The sequence below is a fragment of the Brenneria sp. hezel4-2-4 genome (genome assembly GCF_013155275.1).
Lineage (GTDB): Bacteria > Pseudomonadota > Gammaproteobacteria > Enterobacterales > Enterobacteriaceae > Brenneria.
Genome location: NZ_JABJXS010000003.1, coordinates 187,570 through 210,176 on the forward strand (window position 1 = coordinate 187,570; position 22,607 = coordinate 210,176).

Here is a 22,607-nt window from a genome sequence, read left to right on the forward strand (position 1 = left end):
TTCTCTTTCCTGATTGTGAAAATTAACTCAATGGTACTTTATCGTTTGGGTTAAGGGCTTCTGTCAACCGTTCTTGCAATTTAAGACGCAATTCCGGTTTCAGCGCTCGCCTGTCGCTGTCCGCCAGAATAAATAAATCTTCCACCCGTTCGCCGATAGTGGAAATGCGGGCGCCATGCAGCGATAAATTGAGATCGGCGAAGATTTCGCCGATGCGGGCCAGCAGCCCGGGCTGATCGAGGGCGCTAAGTTCCATATAGCTGCGTCGGTCCGTATGGGTCGGCAGAAAACTGACCTCGGTCGGTACGCTGAAGTGGCGTAATTTCGGCGACGGGCGGCGCGCGCGCGGATGCTGATAGTCACGCTGCGTCAGCGCCTGCTCAAGTGCGTAACGCGTCATTTCGTGACGATCCTGCGCCAGCGGGCTGCCGTCCGGTTCCAGCACGATGAACGTGTCCATGGCCATCCCGTCACGGCTGGTAAAGATCTGCGCATCGTGAACGCTGAGGTTACGACGATCCAGTTCACCGGCCACGGCGGCAAACAGATACGGCCGGTCCGGGCACCAGATGAAAATTTCCGTTCCACCCCGGCTGGCCTGATGACTGATTAATACCAAAGGCTTGTTGGTATCGTGTTCCAGCAGGTGGCGGGCGTGCCAGGCCAGTTGGTTGGGGGAATGCCGCAGGAAATAGTCGGCCCGGCAACGGCCCCAGATATTGTGCAGCGCTTCTTCGTCGATATTGTCCATGCGCAACAGAGCCAGCGCCTGTAAACGATGGTGGCGTACGCGTTCGCGCAGGTCCGGGGTATTTTGCATCCCGCGGCGAAGCTGCTTTTCGGTCGCAAAATAGAGTTCGCGCAACAGACTTTGTTTCCAACTGTTCCATAAGGTTTCATTGGTGGCGCAGATATCGGCGACGGTCAGGCTGACCAGATAGCGCAAACGGGTTTCGCTCTGCATTTCCGTGGCAAACTGCTGAATGACCGCCGGATCCTGAATATCGCGGCGCTGCGCGGTAACGGACATCAGCAGATGGCGACGCACCAGCCAGGACACAAGCTGCGCCTCACGAGAATTCAACCCATGCAGGGCGGCGAATTCCAGCACATCCTGTGCTCCGAGTTCCGAATGATCGCCGCCGCGGCCTTTGGCGATGTCATGGAACAGCGCCGCGAGCAACAGCAGCTCAGGCTGGGGAAGACGCGGGTACAATTCCACGCATAGCGGATGGCGCGAACGGGTATCCTCATTCGCAAAGCTTTCCAGCTTCAGCAGCACCCGAATGGTATGTTCGTCGACAGTATAAGCATGAAACAAATCAAACTGCATTTGCCCGACGATATTGCTCCACTGCGGCATATAGGCCGATAACACGCTGTGATGGTGCATGGGGAGCAGGGCGCGGCTGACGGCATGCGGGTGATGCAGTATGTTCATAAACAGCTGCCGCGCTTCTGGAATGGTGCACAACGGACTGGCGAGGTGACGCCGCGCATGGCGCAATTGGCGCAGGGTGGTGGAGTAGATGCCGGCGATATCGCGGTTGCGCACCATCAGGTAAAACATGCGCATGATGGCTTCCGGCTTACGGATGAACAAGGTTTCATCCCGCAGATCAATCAGATTGCCGCGCAGTTGGAATTCGTCATCGATCGGGCGCGGTTTTTCGCTGGTATCCAGCGCCAGAATGGCTTCATCAAACAGTTGCAACAGCATATGGTTCAGTTCGCTGACGCGGCGAGTCACCCGATAGAAGTCTTTCATCATGCGCTCTACCGGCGCATTCCCCTCTCCCTGATATTGCAGAAGCTGGGCGACGTTGAGCTGACGGTCGAATAACAGGCGGTTATCGTAGCGCGGCAGCATGAGATGCAAGGCAAAGCGGATACGCCATAGAAAGCTCTGGCACTCATTCAGCTCTTTGCGCTCGGCTTCCGTCAGAAAACCAAAACCGACCATTTCGTCCAGCGAGGTGGCGCCGAAATGGCGGCGGGCGACCCACAACAGGGTGTGAATGTCGCGTAATCCGCCGGGGCTGCTTTTGATATCGGGTTCGAGATTGTAGCTGGTGCTGTGGTAACGCTGATGGCGTTCCTGTTGTTCGACGATTTTAGCCGGGAAAAACGCCGAAGAAGGCCAGAACGTTTCGCTGAATACCTGTTTTTGCAAATTGAGAAACAGGGCGACATCACCGCATATCATGCGGGATTCAATCAGGTTGGTGGCGACGGAAATATCGGCCCGCCCTTCTTGTAAGCATTGTTCCAGCGTTCTTACGCTATGGCCGACTTCAAGTTTCAGATCCCACAGCAACGTAATAAAAGCGCCCACGCGTTGTGAGCGCTTTTCGTCGAGTTTGTCCTGGCTAAGCACCAGAACGTCAATATCCGACAGCGGGTGCAGTTCGCCGCGACCGTAGCCGCCGACGGCAACCAGGGCCGTTTGCGCGGTGTTTTCAAAACCGTAAAAAGACCACAGCCGCTGGAGTAAACGATCGATGAACTCGGTTCGGGCCGCAATCAGCGTTTCGGCGCTGACGCCTGATTTAAATTCCGTTCCCAGCCAGAGCTGAAATTGTTCCAGTCGCTGTTTCAACGTCTGGCAATTCAGCATGTCGTCACGATAAGTCAGCGGCGAATCAGGAGGCTGTGCGGCCGTGTGGGTTTCAACAGGAATCGCTGGTGAAAGGTTTTTGTTGGTCATATGCGCAACCTATAAAAATCGCCGGGAGTGATTTTAAACGTCGCTTGCGACAGCCCTCGGGGTGGCCGGCGATCCCTGCCTGCCATAATAAAAGCCGGCGTTCGCCGGCTCAATATCACTGTTGATGCGTGATGATGTTGGGGATGGTGTCATCCTTACGCAACGTCATTATCTCGCAGCCGTTTTCGGTTACCACGATAGTATGCTCGTACTGCGCTGACAAGCCGCGATCTTTGGTTTTTACCGTCCAACCGTCTTTCATGGTGCGGATACGATAATCACCGGTGTTGACCATCGGTTCAATGGTAAAGGCCATACCGGCCTGCAAAACCACACCGCCGTCGTCCGCATCGTAATGCAGCACCTGCGGCTCTTCATGGAATCCTTCACCGATGCCATGACCGCAATACTCACGGACAACAGAAAAGTTGTTCGCTTCGACGAATTTCTGAATGGCTTTACCCAGAGAACGCAAGCGGATACCGGGCTTAACCATGTTCAACGCCAGATACAGGCTTTCCTGCGTAATGCGGCACAGGCGTTCGCCAAGAATGGTGGGTTTGCCGGCGATGAACATCTTCGACGTGTCGCCGTGAAAACCGTCTTTGATCACGGTGACGTCAATATTGACGATGTCGCCATCTTTCAGGATTTTTTCTTCGCTCGGAATACCGTGACACACCACTTCATTGACGGAGATGCACACGGATTTAGGAAATCCGTGATAGCCCAGACTGGCGGAGATCGCATGTTGTTTGTTGGTGATGTGATCGTGACAGATTCTGTCGAGTTCGCCGGTGCTGACGCCGGGTACGACGTAAGGTTCGATGATTTCCAGTACTTCGGCCGCCAAACGACCGGCTACGCGCATTTTTTCTATATCTTCAGCAGTTTTGATTGATATTGCCATTAATGTTGTCCGCAGGTGTCGTGTTAAGACACGAAAAATTAAGGTCGTTAAATAACTAGTAACGTATGTTATCAGCCCTATCGCCGGCTTGCCAAATTATCATTCTGCCGCTATGGCACGAAAAGCAACAAAAGTTGGTGTCTGTGGGGGATTTATGATATAAAGCGCGCCGACGATCCGGCTAGATGTTTTTGCATGATATTTGGCCGCATCGACTAAACTCACTTTGTGTATATAACACACACGTGTCGGCACGTTCGCCGGGGTGCTCCAACGGTATTTCACCTGAGGAGTCGGCGCAATGGGACACGTGGAGGCTTAACCCCATACTTAATTAATAGAGGTAATCATGGCAACTGTTTCCATGCGCGATATGCTCAAGGCTGGCGCACACTTCGGTCACCAGACCCGTTACTGGAACCCGAAAATGAAGCCGTTCATCTTCGGCGCTCGTAATAAAGTGCACATCATCAACCTTGAGAAAACCGTACCGATGTTCAACGATGCGCTGGCTGAGCTGAGCAAAATTGCTTCTCGCAAGGGCAAAATTCTGTTCGTTGGTACTAAACGCGCAGCAAGCGAAGCGGTAAAAGACGCTGCCAACAGCTGCGATCAGTTCTTTGTGAACCATCGCTGGCTGGGCGGGATGCTGACTAACTGGAAAACCGTTCGTCAGTCCATCAAACGTTTGAAAGATCTGGAAACGCAGTCTCAGGATGGGACTTTCGACAAACTGACCAAGAAAGAAGCGCTGATGCGAACCCGTGAACTGGACAAGCTGGAAAACAGCCTGGGCGGTATCAAGGATATGGGCGGTTTGCCAGACGCATTGTTCGTTGTTGATGCCGATCACGAACACATCGCAATCAAAGAAGCCAACAACCTGGGTATCCCGGTATTCGCTATCGTTGATACCAACTCCGATCCGGATGGCGTTGACTTCATCATCCCTGGTAACGATGACGCCATCCGTGCAGTTAGCCTGTACCTGAGCGCTGTTGCGACCGCCGTTCGTGAAGGCCGTTCTCAGGATCTGGCTGAACAAGCGGAAGAAGGCTTAGTAGAAGCTGAATAATAAGACTGGCTCTGTCGAGCCCTTATTAACCAGGTATTGAGATATGTTGGTTAGGGGGCCTGTTAAGGCCCCTTTTTTACTTATCTCCCCGCGAGATAACCGAGGAAAAGATAATGGCTGAAATTACCGCTGCCCTGGTAAAAGAACTGCGTGAGCGTACTGGCGCAGGCATGATGGAATGTAAGAAAGCGCTGGTTGAAGCGAATGGCGACATCGAGCTGGCTATCGACAACATGCGTAAATCCGGCCAGGCGAAAGCTGCCAAGAAAGCAGGCCGTGTTGCCGCTGAAGGTATCATCCTGACCAAAATCGCCGCCGATGGAAAATATGGCGTCATCGTTGAACTGAACTGCGAAACCGATTTCGTGGCTAAAGATGCCGGCTTTAAGGCTTTCGGTGAAGATGTGGTTGCCGCAGCGCTGAACGAGCGCATCACCGATGTTGAAGTCCTGAAAGCGAAGTTCGAAGAACAGCGTACGGCGCTGGTGGCTAAAATTGGTGAAAACATCAATATCCGCCGTATCGCGATTCAGGAAGGCGACGCGCTGGGTTCATACCTGCACGGCGCGCGTATCGGCGTAATGGTTGCAGCAACCGGCGCCGATGAAGAGCTGATCAAGCACATCGCCATGCATATCGCCGCCAGCAAGCCGGAATATGTTAAAGCTGAAGAAGTTCCTGCCGATGTGGTCGCCCGTGAGCACCAGATTCAGTTGGATATCGCGATGCAATCCGGCAAGCCGCGTGAAATCGCAGAAAAAATGGTTGAAGGCCGTATGCGCAAATTCACCGGTGAAATCTCCCTGACCGGTCAGCATTTCGTTATGGAACCGAGCAAAACCGTAGGCGATCTGCTGAAAGAGCATAAAGCCGACGTAACCAGCTTCATCCGTTTTGAAGTGGGTGAAGGCATTGAGAAAGCTGAAGTTGACTTTGCTGCTGAAGTTGCCGCAATGAGTAAGCAATCTTAATCATAAAAAAAGGGCCGCCAGTTGGCGGTTCCTTTTTATCCAGCCAAAATAAATTCAGCGCATTTATTCGCGGTTCGCATTCTGATGAATAGCGGTAAGTGTGACAAACAACTCCCAATACGATGACAGCCTGTAGGACAAGAACACCATGGCAACCAATGCAAAACCCGTATATCAACGAATTCTGCTCAAGCTGAGTGGCGAAGCTTTGCAGGGAACCGAAGGTTTTGGTATCGATGCGAGCATTCTGGATCGCATGGCGCAGGAAGTAAAAGAACTGGTTGAGTTGGGCATTCAGGTCGGCGTGGTTATCGGCGGCGGCAACCTGTTTCGCGGCGCCGGTCTGGCTAAAGCAGGGATGAACCGTGTTGTGGGCGATCACATGGGGATGCTGGCGACGGTCATGAATGGTCTGGCGATGCGTGACGCGTTGCATCGCGCCTACGTAAACGCACGCCTGATGTCCGCCATCCCGCTGAATGGCGTGTGTGATAATTACAGCTGGGCGGAAGCCATTAGTCTGTTGCGCAATAATCGCGTAGTGATTTTCTCCGCAGGGACGGGTAATCCTTTCTTTACGACCGATTCGGCTGCCTGTCTGCGCGGTATCGAAATCGAAGCCGACGTGGTGCTGAAGGCGACAAAAGTGGATGGCGTTTATTCCGCTGACCCGGTACAGGATCCCGCTGCGGTATTGCATGAAACACTGAGCTATCAGGAAGTGTTGGAGCGTGAGTTAAAAGTGATGGATTTAGCCGCTTTTACTCTGGCGCGCGACCACAACTTGCCTATCCGGGTTTTCAACATGAACAAACCCGGCGCGCTGCGTCGCGTGGTCATGGGCGAGAAAGAAGGGACGTTGATCAGTAATAACGGATAATCCTGAAAATGGGGTAAGATATCCGTCATTAAATGGTTATATATCGCCAGCTATATGTTGGTATAAATTATTCACCGGGCCGTGCTTGATGTATGGCCTGTCAGGCAACCAGTTTTCAAGGGTTCACAACGTGATTAATGAAATCAGAAAAGATGCTGAAACGCGCATGGAAAAATGCGTAGAGGTTTTCAAAAATCAGATCAGCAAAATTCGTACTGGCCGCGCTTCACCCAGCATTCTTGACGGTATTCAGGTCGAATATTACGGCAGCGCCACGCCGCTGCGCCAACTGGCTAACGTGGTGGTGGAAGACTCCCGCACGCTGGCGATTACGGTATTCGATCGTTCCCTCGGCCCGGCGGTTGAAAAAGCGATCATGTCGTCCGATCTGGGGCTGAATCCTTCGTCTGCGGGTTCTGTCATTCGTGTTCCGCTGCCTCCGCTGACGGAAGAACGTCGTAAGGATCTGATTAAGGTCGTGCGTGGCGAAGCGGAGCAGGGGCGTGTGTCCGTGCGCAACGTGCGTCGTGACGCCAACGATAAGCTGAAAGCACAGCTTAAAGATAAAGCGATCAGCGAAGATGAAGAACGCCGCGCTCAGGAGGATGTGCAGAAACTGACTGATAGCTATATCAAAAAAGTCGATGCCGCGCTGGTAGAGAAAGAAGCGGAGCTGATGGATTTTTAATCCACCTCGTTTTGATAGCGTCGCCGGAGAGTGGGGTGCGTTTCGCATTCCGCTGTCCGGCGGCGCTTTGTTTTTAATGAACCCACTGTTGCGGGCCAGCTCCGTGTTGGCCGGTGAACTCGTTTGTTATGAATGTCGTAGACATATCACGGCAATCGTCTCAGACTAGTCTCTATAATCAAATCCAGTTATTCAGAGCATTGTAATGAAGCGACTGACAATTCTTGGCTCGACCGGTTCGATTGGCGTCAGTTCTCTGGCGGTGATTAAGGCAAACCCAGACCAATTTGCGGTGAAAGCATTATCGGCGGGGCATAACGTCGAGCGAATGCTGGAGCAGTGCTTAACCTTTCGACCGGCCTATGCGTCAATGGCGGATGAAGCTTCCGCCAAATTATTACGTCAACAGCTAGCGCAATACGGCTGCCGGACTGAAGTATTATCCGGTGAGCAGGCGGCATGCGAGCTGGCCGCACTGGATGATGTCGATCAGGTGATGGCGGCCATCGTCGGCGCCGCCGGTCTGCTGCCGACGCTGGCCGCCATCCGCGCCGGCAAACAGGTGTTGCTGGCGAATAAAGAGTCGCTGGTAACCTGCGGACGCCTGTTTATGGATGCGGTGGCCCAAAGCAGCGCCCAACTATTGCCTATCGACAGTGAGCATAATGCGATTTTTCAGAGTTTACCTGAGCAAATTCAGCGCCAGTTAGGCTACTCTTCTTTAGAACAGTATGGCGTCGAGCGTATTATTCTCACCGGATCCGGTGGGCCGTTTCGCGAAACGCCGCTAGAAACGCTGACGGGCATGACGCCCGATCAGGCTTGCGCGCACCCTAACTGGTCGATGGGACGTAAGATTTCAGTGGATTCCGCCACTATGATGAATAAAGGGCTGGAGTACATTGAGGCGCGCTGGCTGTTCAACGCATCCGCTGAGCAGATGGAAGTGATCGTCCATCCTCAGTCAGTGATCCATTCCATGGTGCGTTATGTTGACGGCAGCGTGCTGGCTCAGTTGGGATCGCCGGATATGCGTACGCCGATTGCTCATGCAATGGCTTACCCCAATCGGGTGGTGTCAGGCGTGAAAACCCTGGATTTTTGCCAGTTGGGCGCCTTGACCTTTTCTGCGCCGGACTATCAGCGATATCCTTGTTTACAATTGGCGATTGATGCCTGTAATCACGGTCAGGCGGCGACCACGGCGTTGAATGCCGCCAATGAAATCGCGGTCGCTGCATTTTTACAGTCACGAATTCGTTTCACAGACATTGCCGCTGTTAATCAGCGCGTGGTTGAGCAACTCGCATTGCCGGAGCCGGTAAGCGTGGATGAAGTTCTGTCTATCGATCTATGGGCCAGGCAGACCGCGACACAGACGCTAATGCGTTATAGCTAATGTATTCCGTGGCGCAATTTGTTCATGGGGGGTTGAGATGGTATAGTCTGCGCCGCTCAACAACTGGCTTAGCGATGTTTTTTGCGCCGGTGGTGAAGTTAAGCCGTGATCGTTCACGGCTTTTTTGCGCTGACAGCGTCTGATGTTACGGAAGGACTGTTGTATTTCTTGTTTGAGGAAATAAGTACGCGTTATGCCGTCCGATAATCAAAAAAGTGCTAATAATCTGTCATTCGCTGGGCCTCGGCATGTCGCCATCATCATGGATGGAAATGGCCGCTGGGCTAAAAACCGGGGAAAACTGCGGATTTTCGGCCATCAGGCCGGCGTGAAATCCGTACGCCGGGCGGTCAGTTTTGCCGTCAGCCATGAACTTGATGCGTTAACGCTTTATGCGTTCAGCAGCGAAAACTGGAATCGTCCCGCGCAGGAAGTCACCGCCTTGATGGAACTGTTTGTCCGGGCGCTGGACAGTGAAGTGAAAAGCCTGCATAAACACAACATTCGCTTACGCATCATCGGTGATATCAGCCGTTTTAGCCTGCGTTTACAAGAGCGTATCCGTCGCTCGGAAGCGCTGACACAAAATAATCAGGGGCTGACGCTGAATATTGCTGCGAATTATGGCGGCCGTTGGGATATCATTCAGGGCGTACGACGGCTTGCTGAGCAGGTACAAGAGGGAACATTGCGTCCTGACAGTATTGATGAAGATTCATTATGCCAATATGTTTGCCTGAATGAACTGGCTCCGGTTGATCTGGTAATCAGAACCGGTGGCGAACATCGGATAAGTAATTTCCTGCTATGGCAAATTGCGTATGCCGAGCTTTATTTTACCGATGTCCTTTGGCCTGATTTTGATGAACATGTCTTTGAAGGTGCGCTGAATGCATTTGCACAACGCGAGCGTCGCTTCGGGGGAACAACACCTATCGATGCGGATGCATCCTAGGGGGAACTTTTGCTGAAGTATCGCCTGATTACAGCTTTAATTTTAATTCCGATTGTTATCGCAGCACTGTTTTTGTTGCCCCCGGTGGGCTTTACGCTGGTGACGCTGGCTGTTTGCATGTTGGCCGCCTGGGAATGGGGACAACTTGCCGGGTTCGCCTCCTATGGTCAGCGGCTTTGGTTGGCTATTCTGTGCGGTTTTTTGCTGGCGCTGATGTTGTTGACGCTTCCGGCGTACCATTATTCGATACATGTACCGCAAGTCAGCGCCGCGCTCTGGGTTTCTCTCGCCTGGTGGCTGATCGCGCTGTTTCTGGTTCTGTTCTATCCCGCTTCCGCAGCCTTATGGCGCCATTCGCGTGTTCTGCGTGTGGTCTTCGGGGTCGTCACGATCGTTCCTTTTTTCTGGGGGATGGTCGCCCTTCGTCAATATAATTATGATGTGAATTCTTTTATCGGCGCCTGGTGGCTGTTGTATGTCATGCTGCTGGTGTGGGGAGCGGACAGCGGCGCCTATATGTTTGGAAAATTGTTTGGCAAGCGTAAACTGGCGCCGAAAGTTTCCCCGGGAAAAACCTGGGAAGGTCTAATCGGCGGGCTGATCACCTCAGCCGTGATTTCCCTGCTGTTCAGCCGTTATGCTCCTTTGACCGTTGCGTCATCGACGCTGCTGGTCTGTTCCATTGTGGCGGTGTTGGCGTCGGTGCTGGGTGATTTGACCGAAAGCATGTTTAAACGCGAAGCCGGCATTAAAGACAGCAGTCATTTGATCCCCGGACACGGCGGCGTATTGGACCGTATTGATAGCCTGACAGCAGCCGTACCGGTGTTTTCCTGCCTGATGCTGTTGATATTTAAAGCCGTTTAGCATGAGACGTTAGAGACTATTTATGATGAATTTCCTCTGGAGCCTGGCCGCATTTATCATCGCATTGGGGATATTGATCACCGTGCATGAGTTTGGCCACTTCTGGGTAGCTCGTCGTTGCGGCGTTAAAGTCGAGCGTTTTTCCGTCGGTTTCGGTCGGGCATTGTGGCGCCGCCGCGACCGGCTCGGCACTGAATATGTTATCGCCCTGATTCCGCTTGGCGGTTATGTCAAAATGCTTGATGAGCGCGTCGATAGCGTCGCGCCGGAATTTCGTCATCAATCATTTAATAGCAAAACCGTCTGGCAGCGCGCCGCTATCGTCAGCGCGGGGCCTATCGCCAATTTCCTGTTTGCCATCGTCGCGTATTGGCTGGTGTTTATTATCGGGGTGCCGGGCGTTCGTCCCGTGGTTGGTGAAATATTGCCCAACTCTATCGCATCGCAGGCTGAAATGTCGGCAGGAATTGAACTAAAGTCGGTTGACGGCATCGAAACGCCTGACTGGGATACGGCGCGTCTGGCCCTGATCGGCAAAATCGGCGACAGTGAAGTTGTGATTGGCGCTGCGCCTTTAGGCTCCAATCAGGTAGTGCGCAAAACGCTGGATCTGCGTGACTGGCAGTTTGAGCCGGACAAACAGGATCCGGCGACCTCGCTGGGGATGGTTCCCCGGGGGCCGCAGATTGAAGCCGTGCTTGCTCAGGTACAACCCGGGTCGGCGGCAGAAAAAGCGGGTTTACAAGTTGGGGACAGGATCGTTAAAGTCGGCGGGCAGGTTTTAACGCACTGGCGGTCTTTTGTTACGGCGGTTCGCGACAATCCCGGTCAAAATATTGCGCTGGATATTGAGCGAGGCGGTGTAACATTGCCCCTGACCTTGACACCCGACAGCAAGTCGGTAGGTAATGGCGGGACGGAGGGGTTTGCCGGCGTAATGCCGACGGTGACGCCGCTGCCTGAGGAATACAGAACGGTACGTCAGTATGGGCCGTTTAGCGCCATCTATCAGGCAACAGATAAAACCTGGCAATTGATGAAGTTGACCGTCAGTATGTTAGGCAAACTGGTAACGGGTGATGTTAAGCTGAATAACCTGAGCGGTCCGATCTCGATTGCTCAGGGCGCAGGAATGTCAGCGGATTACGGATTGATTTACTACCTGATGTTTTTGGCCTTAATCAGCGTCAATCTGGGGATCATCAATTTGTTCCCGCTGCCGGTATTGGATGGTGGACACCTGCTCTTTCTTGCGGTTGAAAAACTGAAGGGCAGGCCGGTTTCTGAGCGTGTGCAGGACTTTAGCTACCGCATCGGTACGGTGTTGCTGATGTTGTTAATGGGACTCGCACTTTTCAATGATTTCTCTCGCCTTTAGGCGTGAGATTAGGTTAGGAAAAACGCATAACAACGATGGCGATGAAAAAGTTGCTCATAGCGTCGCTGCTGTTTAGCAGCGCCACCGTATACGGTGCAGACGGGTTCGTAGTGAAGGACATTCATTTCGAGGGCCTGCAACGGGTTGCCGTCGGGGCGGCACTACTCAGTATGCCAGTGCGTGTTGGTGATACCGTCAGTGATGATGATATCGGTAATACCATCCGCGCTTTGTTCGCTACCGGAAATTTTGAAGATGTCCGTGTCCTGCGCGATGGCGAAACGCTGATCGTGCAGGTCAAGGAGCGTCCGACAATCGCCAGCGTGACCTTTTCCGGCAACAAGTCGGTAAAAGACGACATGCTGAAGGAGAATCTGGAGGCATCCGGCGTGCGGGTCGGTGAAGCGCTGGACCGTACCGCGCTTTCCAGCATTGAGAAAGGGCTGGAAGATTTCTATTACAGCGTCGGCAAGTACAGCGCGTCGGTCAAAGCGGTCGTCACGCCGTTGCCCCGTAACCGCGTCGATCTGAAGCTGGTGTTCACCGAAGGGGTGTCCGCCAAGATCCAGCAGATCAATATCGTCGGCAATAAAGCATTCAGTTCCGATGAGCTGATCTCCCGTTTCCAACTGCGCGACGAAGTGCCGTGGTGGAACGTGGTCGGCGATCGCAAATATCAGAAACAAAAACTGTCCGGCGACCTCGAAACGTTGCGCAGCTTTTATCTGGATCGCGGTTACGCGCGGTTCAACATTGATTCCACTCAGGTTAGTCTGACGCCCGATAAAAAGGGCATCTACATTACGATTAACCTGACCGAAGGCGATCAATATAAATTGTCCGGCGTAGCCGTTAAGGGCAACCTGGCCGGCCATTCAGCGGAAATCGAAGGGTTGACGAAAATTGAGCCGGGTGAACTGTATAACGGCGCGAAAGTCACCCGCATGGAAGAAGACATCAAAAAGCTATTGGGCCGTTATGGTTATGCCTATCCGCGCGTGGTGACTCAGCCTGAGATCAACGACGCGGATAAGAGCGTGAGGCTGAATATCAACGTTGATGCCGGCAACCGCTTCTATGTCCGCCGTATCCGTTTTGATGGCAACGATACCTCCAAAGACTCGGTGCTGCGGCGTGAAATGCGCCAGATGGAAGGCGGCTGGTTAGGCAACGATTTAGTCGAGCAGGGCAAAGAGCGGCTGAATCGACTGGGCTACTTTGAAAGCGTCGATGTAGAAACCCAACGCGTTCCCGGTACGGCCGATCAGGTGGATGTGACTTACAAAGTCAAAGAGCGCAACACCGGGACGTTTAACTTCGGCGTGGGCTTTGGTACGGAAAGCGGCGTCAGCTTCCAGGCCGGGGTTCAGCAGGATAACTGGCTGGGAACCGGTAATTCTGTGGGCATCAGCGGGACGAAAAACGACTACCAGACCTATGTCGAGCTGTCGCTGACCGATCCGTACTTCACGGTGGACGGCGTCAGCCTCGGCGGCCGTATCTTCTACAACAAGTTTGAAGCCTACGATGCGGATCTGTCTGACTACACCAATACCAGCTACGGTATCGGCAGTACGTTAGGCTTCCCGATCAACGAGAACAACTCGCTGCGTTTAGGCGTGGATTACGTCCATAACGACCTGTCGGATATGTTGCCGCAGGTGGCGATGTGGCGCTATCTGGATTCCGTCGGCGTGAATCCGGAAGTGGTCGCGGAAGGGAACAAATCCAGCGCCGATTTCAGCGCCGATGATTTCTTCCTGAATACCGGCTGGACTTACAACAATCTGGATCGCGGCTATTTCCCGACCTCGGGCACCCGCGCTTCCGCCAACGCCAAAGTCACCATTCCCGGTTCGGATAACGAATACTACAAGCTGACGTTTGATTCCGCGACTTACGTTCCGCTGAGCGAAAATCGTAACTGGGTGCTGATGGGGCGCGCCCGGGCCGGCTATGCCGATGGTCTGGGCAGCAAAGAAGTGCCGTTCTACGATAACTTCTATGCCGGCGGTTCGAGTACGGTGCGTGGCTTCCAGTCAAATACCATCGGGCCTAAAGCGGCATATTATCAGTGTGCGACAGGGGCGGCCTCGTATGCCAATTGTCCGATTGATAAAGACAATCTGGACGATGCGGTCGGCGGTAACGCCATGGCGGTGTTGAGCGCGGAATTGATTGTGCCGACGCCGTTTATCAGCGAGAAGTACGCCAACTCGGTGCGTACGTCGTTCTTCGTTGATGGCGGTACGGTCTGGGATACCAACTGGGAGAATACGCAGGCGACCATTGATGCGGGCGTTCCTGATTACAGCAAGCCGGGTAACTTCCGTATTTCCAGCGGTATCGCCCTGCAATGGATGTCTCCGCTTGGGCCATTGGTATTCTCTTATGCCCAGCCGGTTAAAAAATACGATGGAGACAAGTCGGAGCAGTTCCAGTTTAATATTGGCAAAACCTGGTAATGTAACGTCGGCAAGATCGTATGCAAGACAAATCGCATAGCGGATATAGGCTGAGAGGCTGATAATGCTATGCACATTGAATGTGTATAAGACACAAATTAGGTTAGGTTGAGGAGTTTATAGTGAAAAAGTGGTTGTGTGCCGCAGGCCTCGGTTTAGCATTGGCTGCTTCAGCCAGCGTTCAAGCTGCTGACAAGATTGCCGTTGTTAACGTATCCAGCATTTTCCAACAGTTGCCGCAGCGCGAAACGGTCGCTAAGCAGTTGGAAAATGAATTCAAAGGCCGTGCTTCCGAACTGCAAACGATGGAAACCAGTTTGCAGACCAAAATGCAAAAGTTGCAGCGTGACGGTTCTACCATGAAAGCGAGCGAGCGCAGCAAGATGGAAAAAGACGTTATGGCGCAGCGCGAGCAGTTCTCCACCAAAGCGCAGGCTTTTGAGCAAGACAATCGCCGTCGCCAGATGGAAGAACGTAACAAAATCCTGACCCGTATTCAGGATGCAGTGAAATCTGTTGCCAGCAAAGAAGGTTATGATGTGGTGATCGACGCTAACGCCGTCGCTTATTCCGCCAATGCCAAAGACATTACTGCCGACGTGCTGAAACAGGTTAAATAATTCATGTATTCGATTCGACTGGATGCGTTAGCACAACAGTTGGATGCGCAATTACACGGTGATGGCAGTCTTGTCATCACCGGTATTGCTTCTATGCATTCAGCGAAATCAGGGCAGATTACCTTTCTGTCCGACAGTCGCTATCGTGAGCAACTGGCGCAGACGCAGGCCTCCGCCGTCGTACTGACGGAAGCGGATTTACCTTACTGTGAGGTTGCGGCGCTGGTGGTGAAAAACCCCTATCTGATCTATGCGCGTATGGCGCAACTGATGGATACCACGCCGGCTCCCGCTACGGATATCGCGCCCAGCGCGGTTATTGCTTCTGATGCGACGTTGGGGCAACAGATTTCCGTCGGGGCGAATGCCGTCATTGAATCCGGTGCGCAACTGGGCGATGGCGTAATCATCGGCCCGGGCTGTTTTATCGGCAAGAATGCCCGTATTGGCGCCGGCACCCGGCTGTGGGCCAATGTAACGGTTTACCACAGCGTTGAAATTGGCGAACAGTGCCTGATTCAATCGGGAACGGTTATCGGTTCCGACGGCTTTGGCTATGCCAACGATCGCGGCAACTGGATCAAGATCCCGCAGTTGGGCACGGTCAGAATCGGCGACCGGGTCGAAATCGGCGCAAGCACCACCATCGACCGCGGCGCATTGGATGACACCGTCATCGGCAACGGGGTGATCATTGATAATCAATGCCAGATTGCGCACAACGTGGTGATTGGCGACAATACGGCCGTGGCCGGCGGCGTCATTATGGCCGGCAGCCTGAAAATCGGTCGTTATTGCATGATCGGTGGAGCCAGTGTGATCAACGGTCACATGGAGATCTGCGATAAAGTCACGGTGACTGGAATGGGCATGGTAATGAGGCCGATCACCGAACCTGGGGTATACTCTTCGGGCATTCCTTTGCAACCCAATAAAGTTTGGCGTAAGACCGCCGCGCTGGTGATGAATATTGATGATATAAGCAAACGGTTAAAAGCCGTTGAACGAAAAGTCGATAATAGCTAATCACTGGGGTTCCCTTATTTGCGGCCTGCCTGAAGATCCCCTTTTTTAGGATCTGAGCAGGCCGTGTTGTTGATGGCATCAGTTTTTATGGACAGGAAGAGTATTTTGACTACTGACACTCATACTCTGCATATTGAAGAGATTTTAGAATTATTACCGCACCGTTTTCCGTTTTTACTGGTTGATCGTGTCCTGGATTTTCAAGAAGGCAAATTTTTGCGGGCGGTTAAAAACGTCTCTTTCAATGAGCCTTTCTTTCAGGGGCATTTCCCGGGCAAACCTATCTTCCCAGGGGTGCTGATCCTGGAAGCAATGGCGCAGGCAACGGGTATTCTGGCGTTTAAAAGCGTCGGCAGGCTGGAGCCTGGCGAACTGTATTATTTTGCGGCAATTGATGAGGCGCGTTTTAAGCGCCCTGTACAGCCAGGGGATCAAATGATCCTGGAGGTTGAATTCATTAAAGAGCGTCGCGGCGTTGCCCGCTTTAAAGGTGTCGCCAAGGTTGATGGCGAAATCGCCTGCGAAGCGTCAATGATGTGCGCTCGTCGTCGGGAGGCCTGATAACGTGATTGATCAAACCGCCTTTGTTCATCCCAGCTCCATTGTTGAAGATGGCGCTATCATTGGTGCCGGTGTCCATATCGGCCCATTCTGCCATATCGGTTCTCAGGTTGAGATCGGTGCAGGTACTGTGCTGAAGTCGCATATTGTGGTTAATGGCATCACCAGGATTGGCCGCGATAACGAAATCTATCAATTCGCCTCGATTGGCGAAGTGAATCAGGATCTGAAATATGCAGGAGAGCCGACTCGCGTGGAAGTCGGCGATCGTAACCGTATACGCGAGAGCGTCACGATTCATCGTGGCACGGAGCAGGGCGGTGGGTTGACTAAAGTCGGCAGCGATAATTTGCTGATGATCAACACGCATATCGCGCATGACTGTGTAATTGGCGACCGCTGTATTCTTGCCAATAATGCGACGTTGGGCGGACACGTGTCCGTGGATGATTTTGCGATCATCGGCGGCATGACGGCGGTGCATCAATTTTGCATCATCGGCGCGCATGTGATGGTCGGCGGATGCTCTGGCGTGGCGCAGGATGTGCCGCCATTCGTGATTGCGCAGGGCAACCATGCCACGCCGTTTGGCCTGAACATTGAAGGGCTGAAGCGCCGTGGTTTTGAGAAAGAAACCCAGCATGCTATCCGCAATGTGTACAAGCTGATTTACCGCAGCGGCAAAACGCTGGATGAGGTAAAACCGGAAATTGAGGCGCTGGCGGTGGAACACCCGGCCGTACAGGCGTTTATCGATTTCTTCGCCCGTTCGACCCGCGGCATCATTCGTTAATCCATGCCGCCGCGTCCTTTGGTTATTGGATTGGTCGCCGGAGAAACCTCCGGCGATATTCTGGGCGCCGGATTGATTCGCGCGTTGAAAGCGAAAGCGCCTGATGCGCGTTTTGTTGGCGTCGCCGGGCCGCGCATGCAGGCGGAAGGTTGTGAAGCCTGGTACGAGATGGAAGAGCTGGCGGTTATGGGCATCGTCGAGGTGCTCGAACGTTTACCGCGCTTGCTTAAAATTCGTCGGGACTTGACGCAGCGTTTCACCGCGCTTAAGCCCGACGTTTTTGTCGGTATCGATGCCCCGGATTTTAATATCACGCTGGAAGGCAGCCTGAAGCAGCGTGGGATCAACACCATTCATTATGTCAGCCCCTCCGTGTGGGCCTGGCGTCAAAAGCGCGTTTTTAAAATCGGCAAGGCCACCAATCTGGTGCTGGCGTTTTTGCCTTTTGAAAAAGCGTTTTACGATCGTTTCAACGTTCCCTGTCGTTTTATCGGCCATACCATGGCGGACGCCATGCCCTTGCAGCCGGACAAACAGGCCGCCAGGGCAACGCTTGGGATCCCGGCCGACAGTCTCTGTCTGGCGTTGTTGCCCGGCAGCCGCGGCGCTGAAGTGGAGATGCTCAGCGCCGACTTTCTGAATACCGCCCGGTTATTGCGTCAGCGCTTTCCTGCGCTGGAAATTGTCGTTCCGCTGGTGAATGACAAGCGTCTCGAACAGTTTGAGCGGATAAAAAATGCCGTAGCGCCTGATCTGCCGGTTCATATACTGGATGGGCAAGCGCGGGAGGCGATGGTCGCCAGCGACGCAACCTTACTGGCTTCGGGAACCGCGGCGTTGGAGTGTATGCTGGCGAAATGCCCGATGGTGGTGGGCTATCGGATGAAACCGTTCACTTTCTGGCTGGCGCAGAAGCTGGTGAAGACGCCGTGGGTTTCTCTGCCGAATCTGCTGGCCGGACGCGAGCTGGTGACGGAACTGCTACAGACCGATTGTACGCCGGATAAACTGGCGGCGGCATTGATGCCGTGGCTGGCCGATAAAAACCAAACGGCCGCTTTGCAGGCGACGTTTTTGGATTTGCATCAGCAGATTCGATGTAATGCCGACGAGCAGGCGGCACAAGCCGTACTGGAATTAGTAAAATCATGAGTGAGATGTTTATCTACCCGCCGGCTTACTGTTGTATTGCGGGGGTTGACGAAGTGGGGCGCGGGCCGCTGGTTGGGGCCGTCGTCACCGCCGCCGTTATTCTCGATCCTTCCCGGCCTATCGTCGGGTTGGCGGATTCAAAGCAACTGAGTGAAAAACGCCGGCTGGCGCTTTATGATGAGATAAAAGAAAAAGCGCTGTCCTGGAGCCTCGGACGGGCGGAGCCGGAAGAGATAGATCGGTTGAATATTCTGCATGCCACTATGCTGGCGATGCAGCGGGCCGTGGCCGGACTGGCGTTGACGCCGGATTTTGTCTTGATCGACGGTAATCGCTGTCCTGTTTTGCCCATGCCGGCGCAAGCGGTGGTGAAAGGCGATAGCCGTGTGGCGGAGATCAGCGCGGCCTCCATCATGGCCAAGGTTACACGCGACCGTGAAATGGTGGCGCTGGATAAACTTTTTCCGGCATACGGTTTTGCGCAGCACAAAGGTTATCCGACCGCTTTCCATTTAGAGAAACTGGCGGTGCTGGGCGCCACCGCGTTCCATCGCCGGAGTTTCGCCCCGGTTAAACGGGCGTTGGGACTGGCTTAATCATCATTAACTCTTGGCTCGGTGGTGGCTTATCGCCGTGCTGACTAATCGATAAATTCTGGGATCTGGAGATGGCCGAACCACGTTTTGTTCACCTGCGTGTGCACAGTGACTATTCCATGATCGATGGGCTGGCTAAGGTCGGGCCGCTGGTAAAGAAAGCGGCGGCGATGGGCATGCCGGCTTTGGCGATTACCGACTTCACCAACCTGTGCGGACTGGTGAAGTTCTATGGCGGCGCGCATGGCGCCGGCATCAAACCCATAATCGGCGCCGATGTGTTTGTCGCAAGTGAAGAATTAGGCGATGAACTGGCTCACCTCACCATACTGGCGATGGATAACGAAGGCTACCAGAATCTCACGCTGTTGATTTCCCACGCTTATCAGCGCGGCTACGGGGCCGAAGGCCCAACGATAGATCGCGACTGGCTGATTGAGCGCAATAACGGACTACTGCTGTTATCCGGCGGCCGCCACGGCGACGTCGGCAAGTTTATACTGCGCGGCAACCAGACGCAGGCCGAGCAGTGTCTGGCATTTTATCAGCAATATTTCCCCGATCGTTATTACCTGGAACTGATCCGCACCAGCCGTCCCGACGAAGAAAGCTATCTGCATGCCGCCGTTGAACTGGCGACCAAACATGGGCTGCCGGTTGTGGCGACCAACGATGTGCGTTTTATTAGTGAAGATGATTTTGATGCGCACGAAATCCGCGTGGCGATCCACGACGGTTATACGCTCGACGACCCCAAGCGGCCGCGAAATTACAGTCCGCAGCAATATATGCGTACTGAAGAGGAAATGTGCGAGCTATTCGCCGATATCCCCGAAGCTTTGGCTAACAGCGTAGAGATTGCCAAACGCTGTAACGTGACCATTCGGTTGGGCGAATACTTCCTGCCGCAGTTCCCGACCGGGGATATGACTACCGAGGATTATCTGGTCAAGCGGGCCAAAGAGGGGCTGGAGGAGCGTCTCGAATTTCTGTTCCCCGATCCGCAAGAACGGGCGCAAAAGCGCCCTGAATATGATGAACGTCTGGATATTGAACTTAAAGTCATCAACCAGATGGGATTCCCCGGTTACTTTCTGATCGTGATGGAGTTTATTCAGTGGTCCAAAGACAACGACGTGCCGGTGGGGCCGGGGCGTGGCTCGGGCGCCGGTTCTTTGGTGGCGTATTCGCTGAAAATCACCGATCTGGATCCGCTGGAGTTTGACCTACTGTTCGAACGTTTTCTGAACCCCGAGCGTGTCTCCATGCCTGACTTTGACGTCGATTTCTGCATGGAAAAACGCGATCTGGTGATCGATCACGTGGCCGATATGTATGGCCGCGATGCGGTATCGCAGATAATTACCTTCGGCACCATGGCCGCGAAAGCGGTCATCCGCGACGTTGGGCGGGTGCTGGGCCATCCTTATGGTTTTGTCGATCGCATTTCCAAACTGGTTCCTCCCGATCCGGGGATGACGCTGGAAAAAGCGTTCGCGGCGGAACCGCAATTACCTGAAATTTATGAAGCGGATGAGGAGGTCAAAGCCCTCATCGATATGGCGCGCAAGCTGGAAGGGGTGACGCGCAACGCCGGGAAACACGCCGGCGGGGTGGTGATTTCGCCAACCAAGATCACCGACTTCGCCCCGCTGTACTGCGATGCGGAAGGCAACCATCCGGTTACCCAGTTTGATAAAAGCGATGTCGAATATGCCGGACTGGTGAAGTTTGACTTCCTTGGCTTGCGCACGCTGACCATCATCGACTGGGCGCTGGAGATGATCAACGCCCGACGATCCAAGCAGGGGCTGGAGCCGATAGACATTGCGGCTATCCCGCTCGACGATAAAAAGAGTTTTGACATGCTGCAACGCTCGGAAACCACCGCGGTCTTCCAGCTTGAATCGCGCGGCATGAAGGATTTGATCAAACGGCTGAAGCCCGACTGTTTCGAAGATATGATCGCACTGGTGGCGCTGTTTCGCCCCGGGCCGCTACAGTCCGGCATGGTGGATAACTTTATCGACCGCAAGCACGGCCGTGAAGCGATTTCCTATCCGGACATCGAGTGGCAGCATGAGTCGCTGAAGCCGGTGCTGGAACCGACCTACGGCATTATCCTGTATCAGGAACAGGTGATGCAGATTGCGCAGGTGCTGGCCGGTTATACGCTGGGCGGCGCGGACATGCTGCGTCGGGCGATGGGGAAAAAGAACCCGGTCGAAATGGCCAAACAGCGCGGCGGCTTTGAAGAAGGCGCCAAGTCTCGCGGCGTCGACGGCGAACTGGCGGTTAAAATCTTCGATCTGGTGGAAAAATTTGCCGGTTATGGTTTTAACAAATCCCACTCGGCGGCCTACGCGCTGGTTTCCTATCAAACCCTGTGGTTGAAAGCGCATTATCCGGCCGAGTTCATGGCGGCGGTGATGACCGCCGATATGGACAACACCGATAAAGTGGTCGGGCTGGTTGACGAATGCTGGCGTATGGGGTTAAAAATCCTGCCGCCGGATATCAACAGCGGGCTTTATCATTTTCACGTCAACGATGACGGTGAAATCGTTTACGGCATCGGCGCGATTAAAGGCGTAGGCGAAGGGCCTATTGAGGCGATTATCGAGGCGCGCAATCAGGACGGCTATTTCAAAGAGCTGTTTGACCTTTGCGCCCGTACCGATATCAAGAAACTGAACCGCCGGGTGCTGGAAAAGTTGATTATGTCCGGGGCGTTTGACCGCCTGGGGCCGCATCGCGCCGCGCTGATGAATTCGCTGGGCGATGCGCTGAAAGCGGCCGATCAGCATGCAAAAGCCGAAGCCATCGGGCAGGTGGATATGTTCGGCGTGCTGGCCGACGCCCCTGAACAGGTCGAGCAGTCTTACAGCACGGTGCCGCCGTGGCCGGAGCAGGTGGTGCTGGACGGCGAGCGCGAGACGCTGGGGCTATATCTGACGGGCCACCCGATCACCCAATATCTTAAGGAGATCGAACGCTATGCCGGCGGCTTGCGTTTGAAAGATATGCACCCGACCGAGCGGGGCAAAATGACCACGGCCGTGGGGCTGGTGTTAGCCGCCCGGGTCATGGTCACCAAGCGGGGAAACCGCATTGGCGTTTGTACGCTGGACGACCGCTCCGGACGTCTGGAAATCATGCTGTTCACCGATGCGTTGGAAAAATATCAGCATTTGTTGGAAAAAGACCGTATCCTTATCGCCAGTGGACAGGTCAGCTTTGATGACTTCAGCGGCGGGCTTAAAATGACCGTCCGCGAGTTAATGGATATCAGCGAAGCACGGGAAAAATACGCGCGCGGGCTTGCTATCTCGCTGACTGACAGGCAAATTGATGACCAGCTATTAAACCGTCTCCGCCAATCGTTGGAACCCCATCGATCGGGGACGATCCCAGTGCATCTCTATTACCAACGCGAAGATGCGCGCGCGCGGTTGCGTTTCGGCGCCGCATGGCGGATAACGCCGACCGATACGCTGCTGAACGATCTGCGCACATTAGTGGGTAATGAGCAGGTGGAACTGGAATTTGACTAATATAGGAATA

General features: G+C 53.8%; 18 protein-coding genes. 16 read left to right on the forward strand and 2 right to left on the reverse strand.

Annotated elements, in window-relative coordinates; all coding sequences use genetic code 11:
* Nucleotides 1–22: 22 nt before the first annotated feature.
* Complete coding sequence (glnD, locus tag HOY33_RS07630) at nt 23–2,707, reverse strand: bifunctional uridylyltransferase/uridylyl-removing protein GlnD (protein WP_172289619.1); 2,685 nt, start codon at nt 2,705–2,707, stop codon at nt 23–25.
* A 115-nt stretch (nt 2,708–2,822) separates the two neighbouring features.
* A complete protein-coding gene (map, locus tag HOY33_RS07635) occupies nt 2,823–3,617 on the reverse strand; it encodes a type I methionyl aminopeptidase (RefSeq protein ID WP_172289620.1) in 795 nt (264 codons plus the stop codon).
* Nucleotides 3,618–3,966: 349 nt separating this feature from the next.
* Here map and rpsB point away from each other — a divergent pair, with 349 nt between their 5' ends.
* The 16 genes from rpsB to dnaE all read left to right on the forward strand — a co-directional run bounded on the left by rpsB (nt 3,967) and on the right by dnaE (nt 22,597).
* Nucleotides 3,967–4,692 (forward strand): 30S ribosomal protein S2, encoded by a 726-nt coding sequence (gene rpsB / locus HOY33_RS07640; RefSeq protein ID WP_172289621.1) that lies wholly within the window; start codon nt 3,967–3,969, stop codon nt 4,690–4,692.
* 113 nt (nt 4,693–4,805) lie between these two features.
* The gene (tsf, locus tag HOY33_RS07645; protein WP_172289622.1) at nt 4,806–5,663 is read left to right on the forward strand and encodes a translation elongation factor Ts; all 858 of its coding nucleotides are present in this window, start codon (nt 4,806–4,808) and stop codon (nt 5,661–5,663) included.
* A 148-nt stretch (nt 5,664–5,811) separates the two neighbouring features.
* On the forward strand, nt 5,812–6,543 hold the full coding sequence (gene pyrH, locus HOY33_RS07650; protein ID WP_172289623.1) for a UMP kinase: 732 nt from the start codon (nt 5,812–5,814) through the stop codon (nt 6,541–6,543).
* A gap of 130 nt (nt 6,544–6,673) precedes the next feature.
* The gene (gene frr / locus HOY33_RS07655) at nt 6,674–7,231 is read left to right on the forward strand and encodes a ribosome recycling factor (RefSeq protein ID WP_172289624.1); all 558 of its coding nucleotides are present in this window, start codon (nt 6,674–6,676) and stop codon (nt 7,229–7,231) included.
* Between the two features lie 205 nt (nt 7,232–7,436).
* Nucleotides 7,437–8,630, forward strand: coding sequence for a 1-deoxy-D-xylulose-5-phosphate reductoisomerase (gene ispC / locus HOY33_RS07660; protein ID WP_172289625.1), 1,194 nt, complete (start codon nt 7,437–7,439; stop codon nt 8,628–8,630).
* A gap of 193 nt (nt 8,631–8,823) precedes the next feature.
* Nucleotides 8,824–9,585: a (2E,6E)-farnesyl-diphosphate-specific ditrans,polycis-undecaprenyl-diphosphate synthase gene (gene ispU, locus HOY33_RS07665; protein WP_172289626.1), complete on the forward strand. Its 762-nt coding sequence runs from the start codon at nt 8,824–8,826 to the stop codon at nt 9,583–9,585.
* Between the two features lie 9 nt (nt 9,586–9,594).
* Nucleotides 9,595–10,452: a phosphatidate cytidylyltransferase gene (cdsA, locus tag HOY33_RS07670; RefSeq protein ID WP_172289627.1), complete on the forward strand. Its 858-nt coding sequence runs from the start codon at nt 9,595–9,597 to the stop codon at nt 10,450–10,452.
* Nucleotides 10,453–10,474: 22 nt separating this feature from the next.
* Nucleotides 10,475–11,830 (forward strand): sigma E protease regulator RseP, encoded by a 1,356-nt coding sequence (rseP, locus tag HOY33_RS07675; protein ID WP_172289628.1) that lies wholly within the window; start codon nt 10,475–10,477, stop codon nt 11,828–11,830.
* A gap of 35 nt (nt 11,831–11,865) precedes the next feature.
* Entirely contained in the window at nt 11,866–14,295 is a 2,430-nt protein-coding gene (gene bamA / locus HOY33_RS07680) for an outer membrane protein assembly factor BamA (protein WP_172289629.1), read from the forward strand.
* Nucleotides 14,296–14,417: 122 nt separating this feature from the next.
* The gene (skp, locus tag HOY33_RS07685) at nt 14,418–14,915 is read left to right on the forward strand and encodes a molecular chaperone Skp (protein ID WP_172289630.1); all 498 of its coding nucleotides are present in this window, start codon (nt 14,418–14,420) and stop codon (nt 14,913–14,915) included.
* A gap of 3 nt (nt 14,916–14,918) precedes the next feature.
* Complete coding sequence (lpxD, locus tag HOY33_RS07690; RefSeq protein ID WP_172289631.1) at nt 14,919–15,941, forward strand: UDP-3-O-(3-hydroxymyristoyl)glucosamine N-acyltransferase; 1,023 nt, start codon at nt 14,919–14,921, stop codon at nt 15,939–15,941.
* An 87-nt stretch (nt 15,942–16,028) separates the two neighbouring features.
* Nucleotides 16,029–16,502, forward strand: a complete 474-nt coding sequence (gene fabZ, locus HOY33_RS07695; RefSeq protein ID WP_172290018.1) for a 3-hydroxyacyl-ACP dehydratase FabZ — start codon at nt 16,029–16,031, stop codon at nt 16,500–16,502.
* A gap of 4 nt (nt 16,503–16,506) precedes the next feature.
* Complete coding sequence (gene lpxA, locus HOY33_RS07700) at nt 16,507–17,295, forward strand: acyl-ACP--UDP-N-acetylglucosamine O-acyltransferase (protein WP_172289632.1); 789 nt, start codon at nt 16,507–16,509, stop codon at nt 17,293–17,295.
* 3 nt (nt 17,296–17,298) lie between these two features.
* Nucleotides 17,299–18,447 carry a lipid-A-disaccharide synthase gene (lpxB, locus tag HOY33_RS07705; protein WP_172289633.1) on the forward strand — a complete coding sequence of 383 codons (1,149 nt, stop codon included), beginning with the start codon at nt 17,299–17,301 and terminating at the stop codon, nt 18,445–18,447.
* Entirely contained in the window at nt 18,444–19,043 is a 600-nt protein-coding gene (gene rnhB, locus HOY33_RS07710; protein ID WP_172289634.1) for a ribonuclease HII, read from the forward strand. The genes lpxB and rnhB overlap by 4 nt, the downstream gene beginning before the upstream one ends.
* Before the next feature lie 71 nt (nt 19,044–19,114).
* Nucleotides 19,115–22,597: a DNA polymerase III subunit alpha gene (gene dnaE / locus HOY33_RS07715; protein WP_172289635.1), complete on the forward strand. Its 3,483-nt coding sequence runs from the start codon at nt 19,115–19,117 to the stop codon at nt 22,595–22,597.
* The last annotated feature ends 10 nt before the right edge of the window (nt 22,598–22,607 follow it).

What these genes read in the sequence shown, in the direction of transcription:
- dnaE (WP_172289635.1), top strand. Translation starts at nt 19,115, where the DNA reads ATGGCCGAACCACGTTTTGTTCACCTGCGTGTGCACAGTGACTATTCC.
- lpxD (WP_172289631.1), top strand. Translation starts at nt 14,919, where the DNA reads ATGTATTCGATTCGACTGGATGCGTTAGCACAACAGTTGGATGCGCAA.
- ispC (WP_172289625.1), top strand. Translation starts at nt 7,437, where the DNA reads ATGAAGCGACTGACAATTCTTGGCTCGACCGGTTCGATTGGCGTCAGT.
- rseP (WP_172289628.1), top strand. Translation starts at nt 10,475, where the DNA reads ATGATGAATTTCCTCTGGAGCCTGGCCGCATTTATCATCGCATTGGGG.
- bamA (WP_172289629.1), top strand. Translation starts at nt 11,866, where the DNA reads ATGGCGATGAAAAAGTTGCTCATAGCGTCGCTGCTGTTTAGCAGCGCC.
- glnD (WP_172289619.1), bottom strand. Translation starts at nt 2,707, where the DNA reads ATGACCAACAAAAACCTTTCACCAGCGATTCCTGTTGAAACCCACACG.
- pyrH (WP_172289623.1), top strand. Translation starts at nt 5,812, where the DNA reads ATGGCAACCAATGCAAAACCCGTATATCAACGAATTCTGCTCAAGCTG.
- map (WP_172289620.1), bottom strand. Translation starts at nt 3,617, where the DNA reads ATGGCAATATCAATCAAAACTGCTGAAGATATAGAAAAAATGCGCGTA.
- lpxB (WP_172289633.1), top strand. Translation starts at nt 17,299, where the DNA reads ATGCCGCCGCGTCCTTTGGTTATTGGATTGGTCGCCGGAGAAACCTCC.
- rnhB (WP_172289634.1), top strand. Translation starts at nt 18,444, where the DNA reads ATGAGTGAGATGTTTATCTACCCGCCGGCTTACTGTTGTATTGCGGGG.
- fabZ (WP_172290018.1), top strand. Translation starts at nt 16,029, where the DNA reads ATGGACAGGAAGAGTATTTTGACTACTGACACTCATACTCTGCATATT.
- ispU (WP_172289626.1), top strand. Translation starts at nt 8,824, where the DNA reads ATGCCGTCCGATAATCAAAAAAGTGCTAATAATCTGTCATTCGCTGGG.
- rpsB (WP_172289621.1), top strand. Translation starts at nt 3,967, where the DNA reads ATGGCAACTGTTTCCATGCGCGATATGCTCAAGGCTGGCGCACACTTC.
- tsf (WP_172289622.1), top strand. Translation starts at nt 4,806, where the DNA reads ATGGCTGAAATTACCGCTGCCCTGGTAAAAGAACTGCGTGAGCGTACT.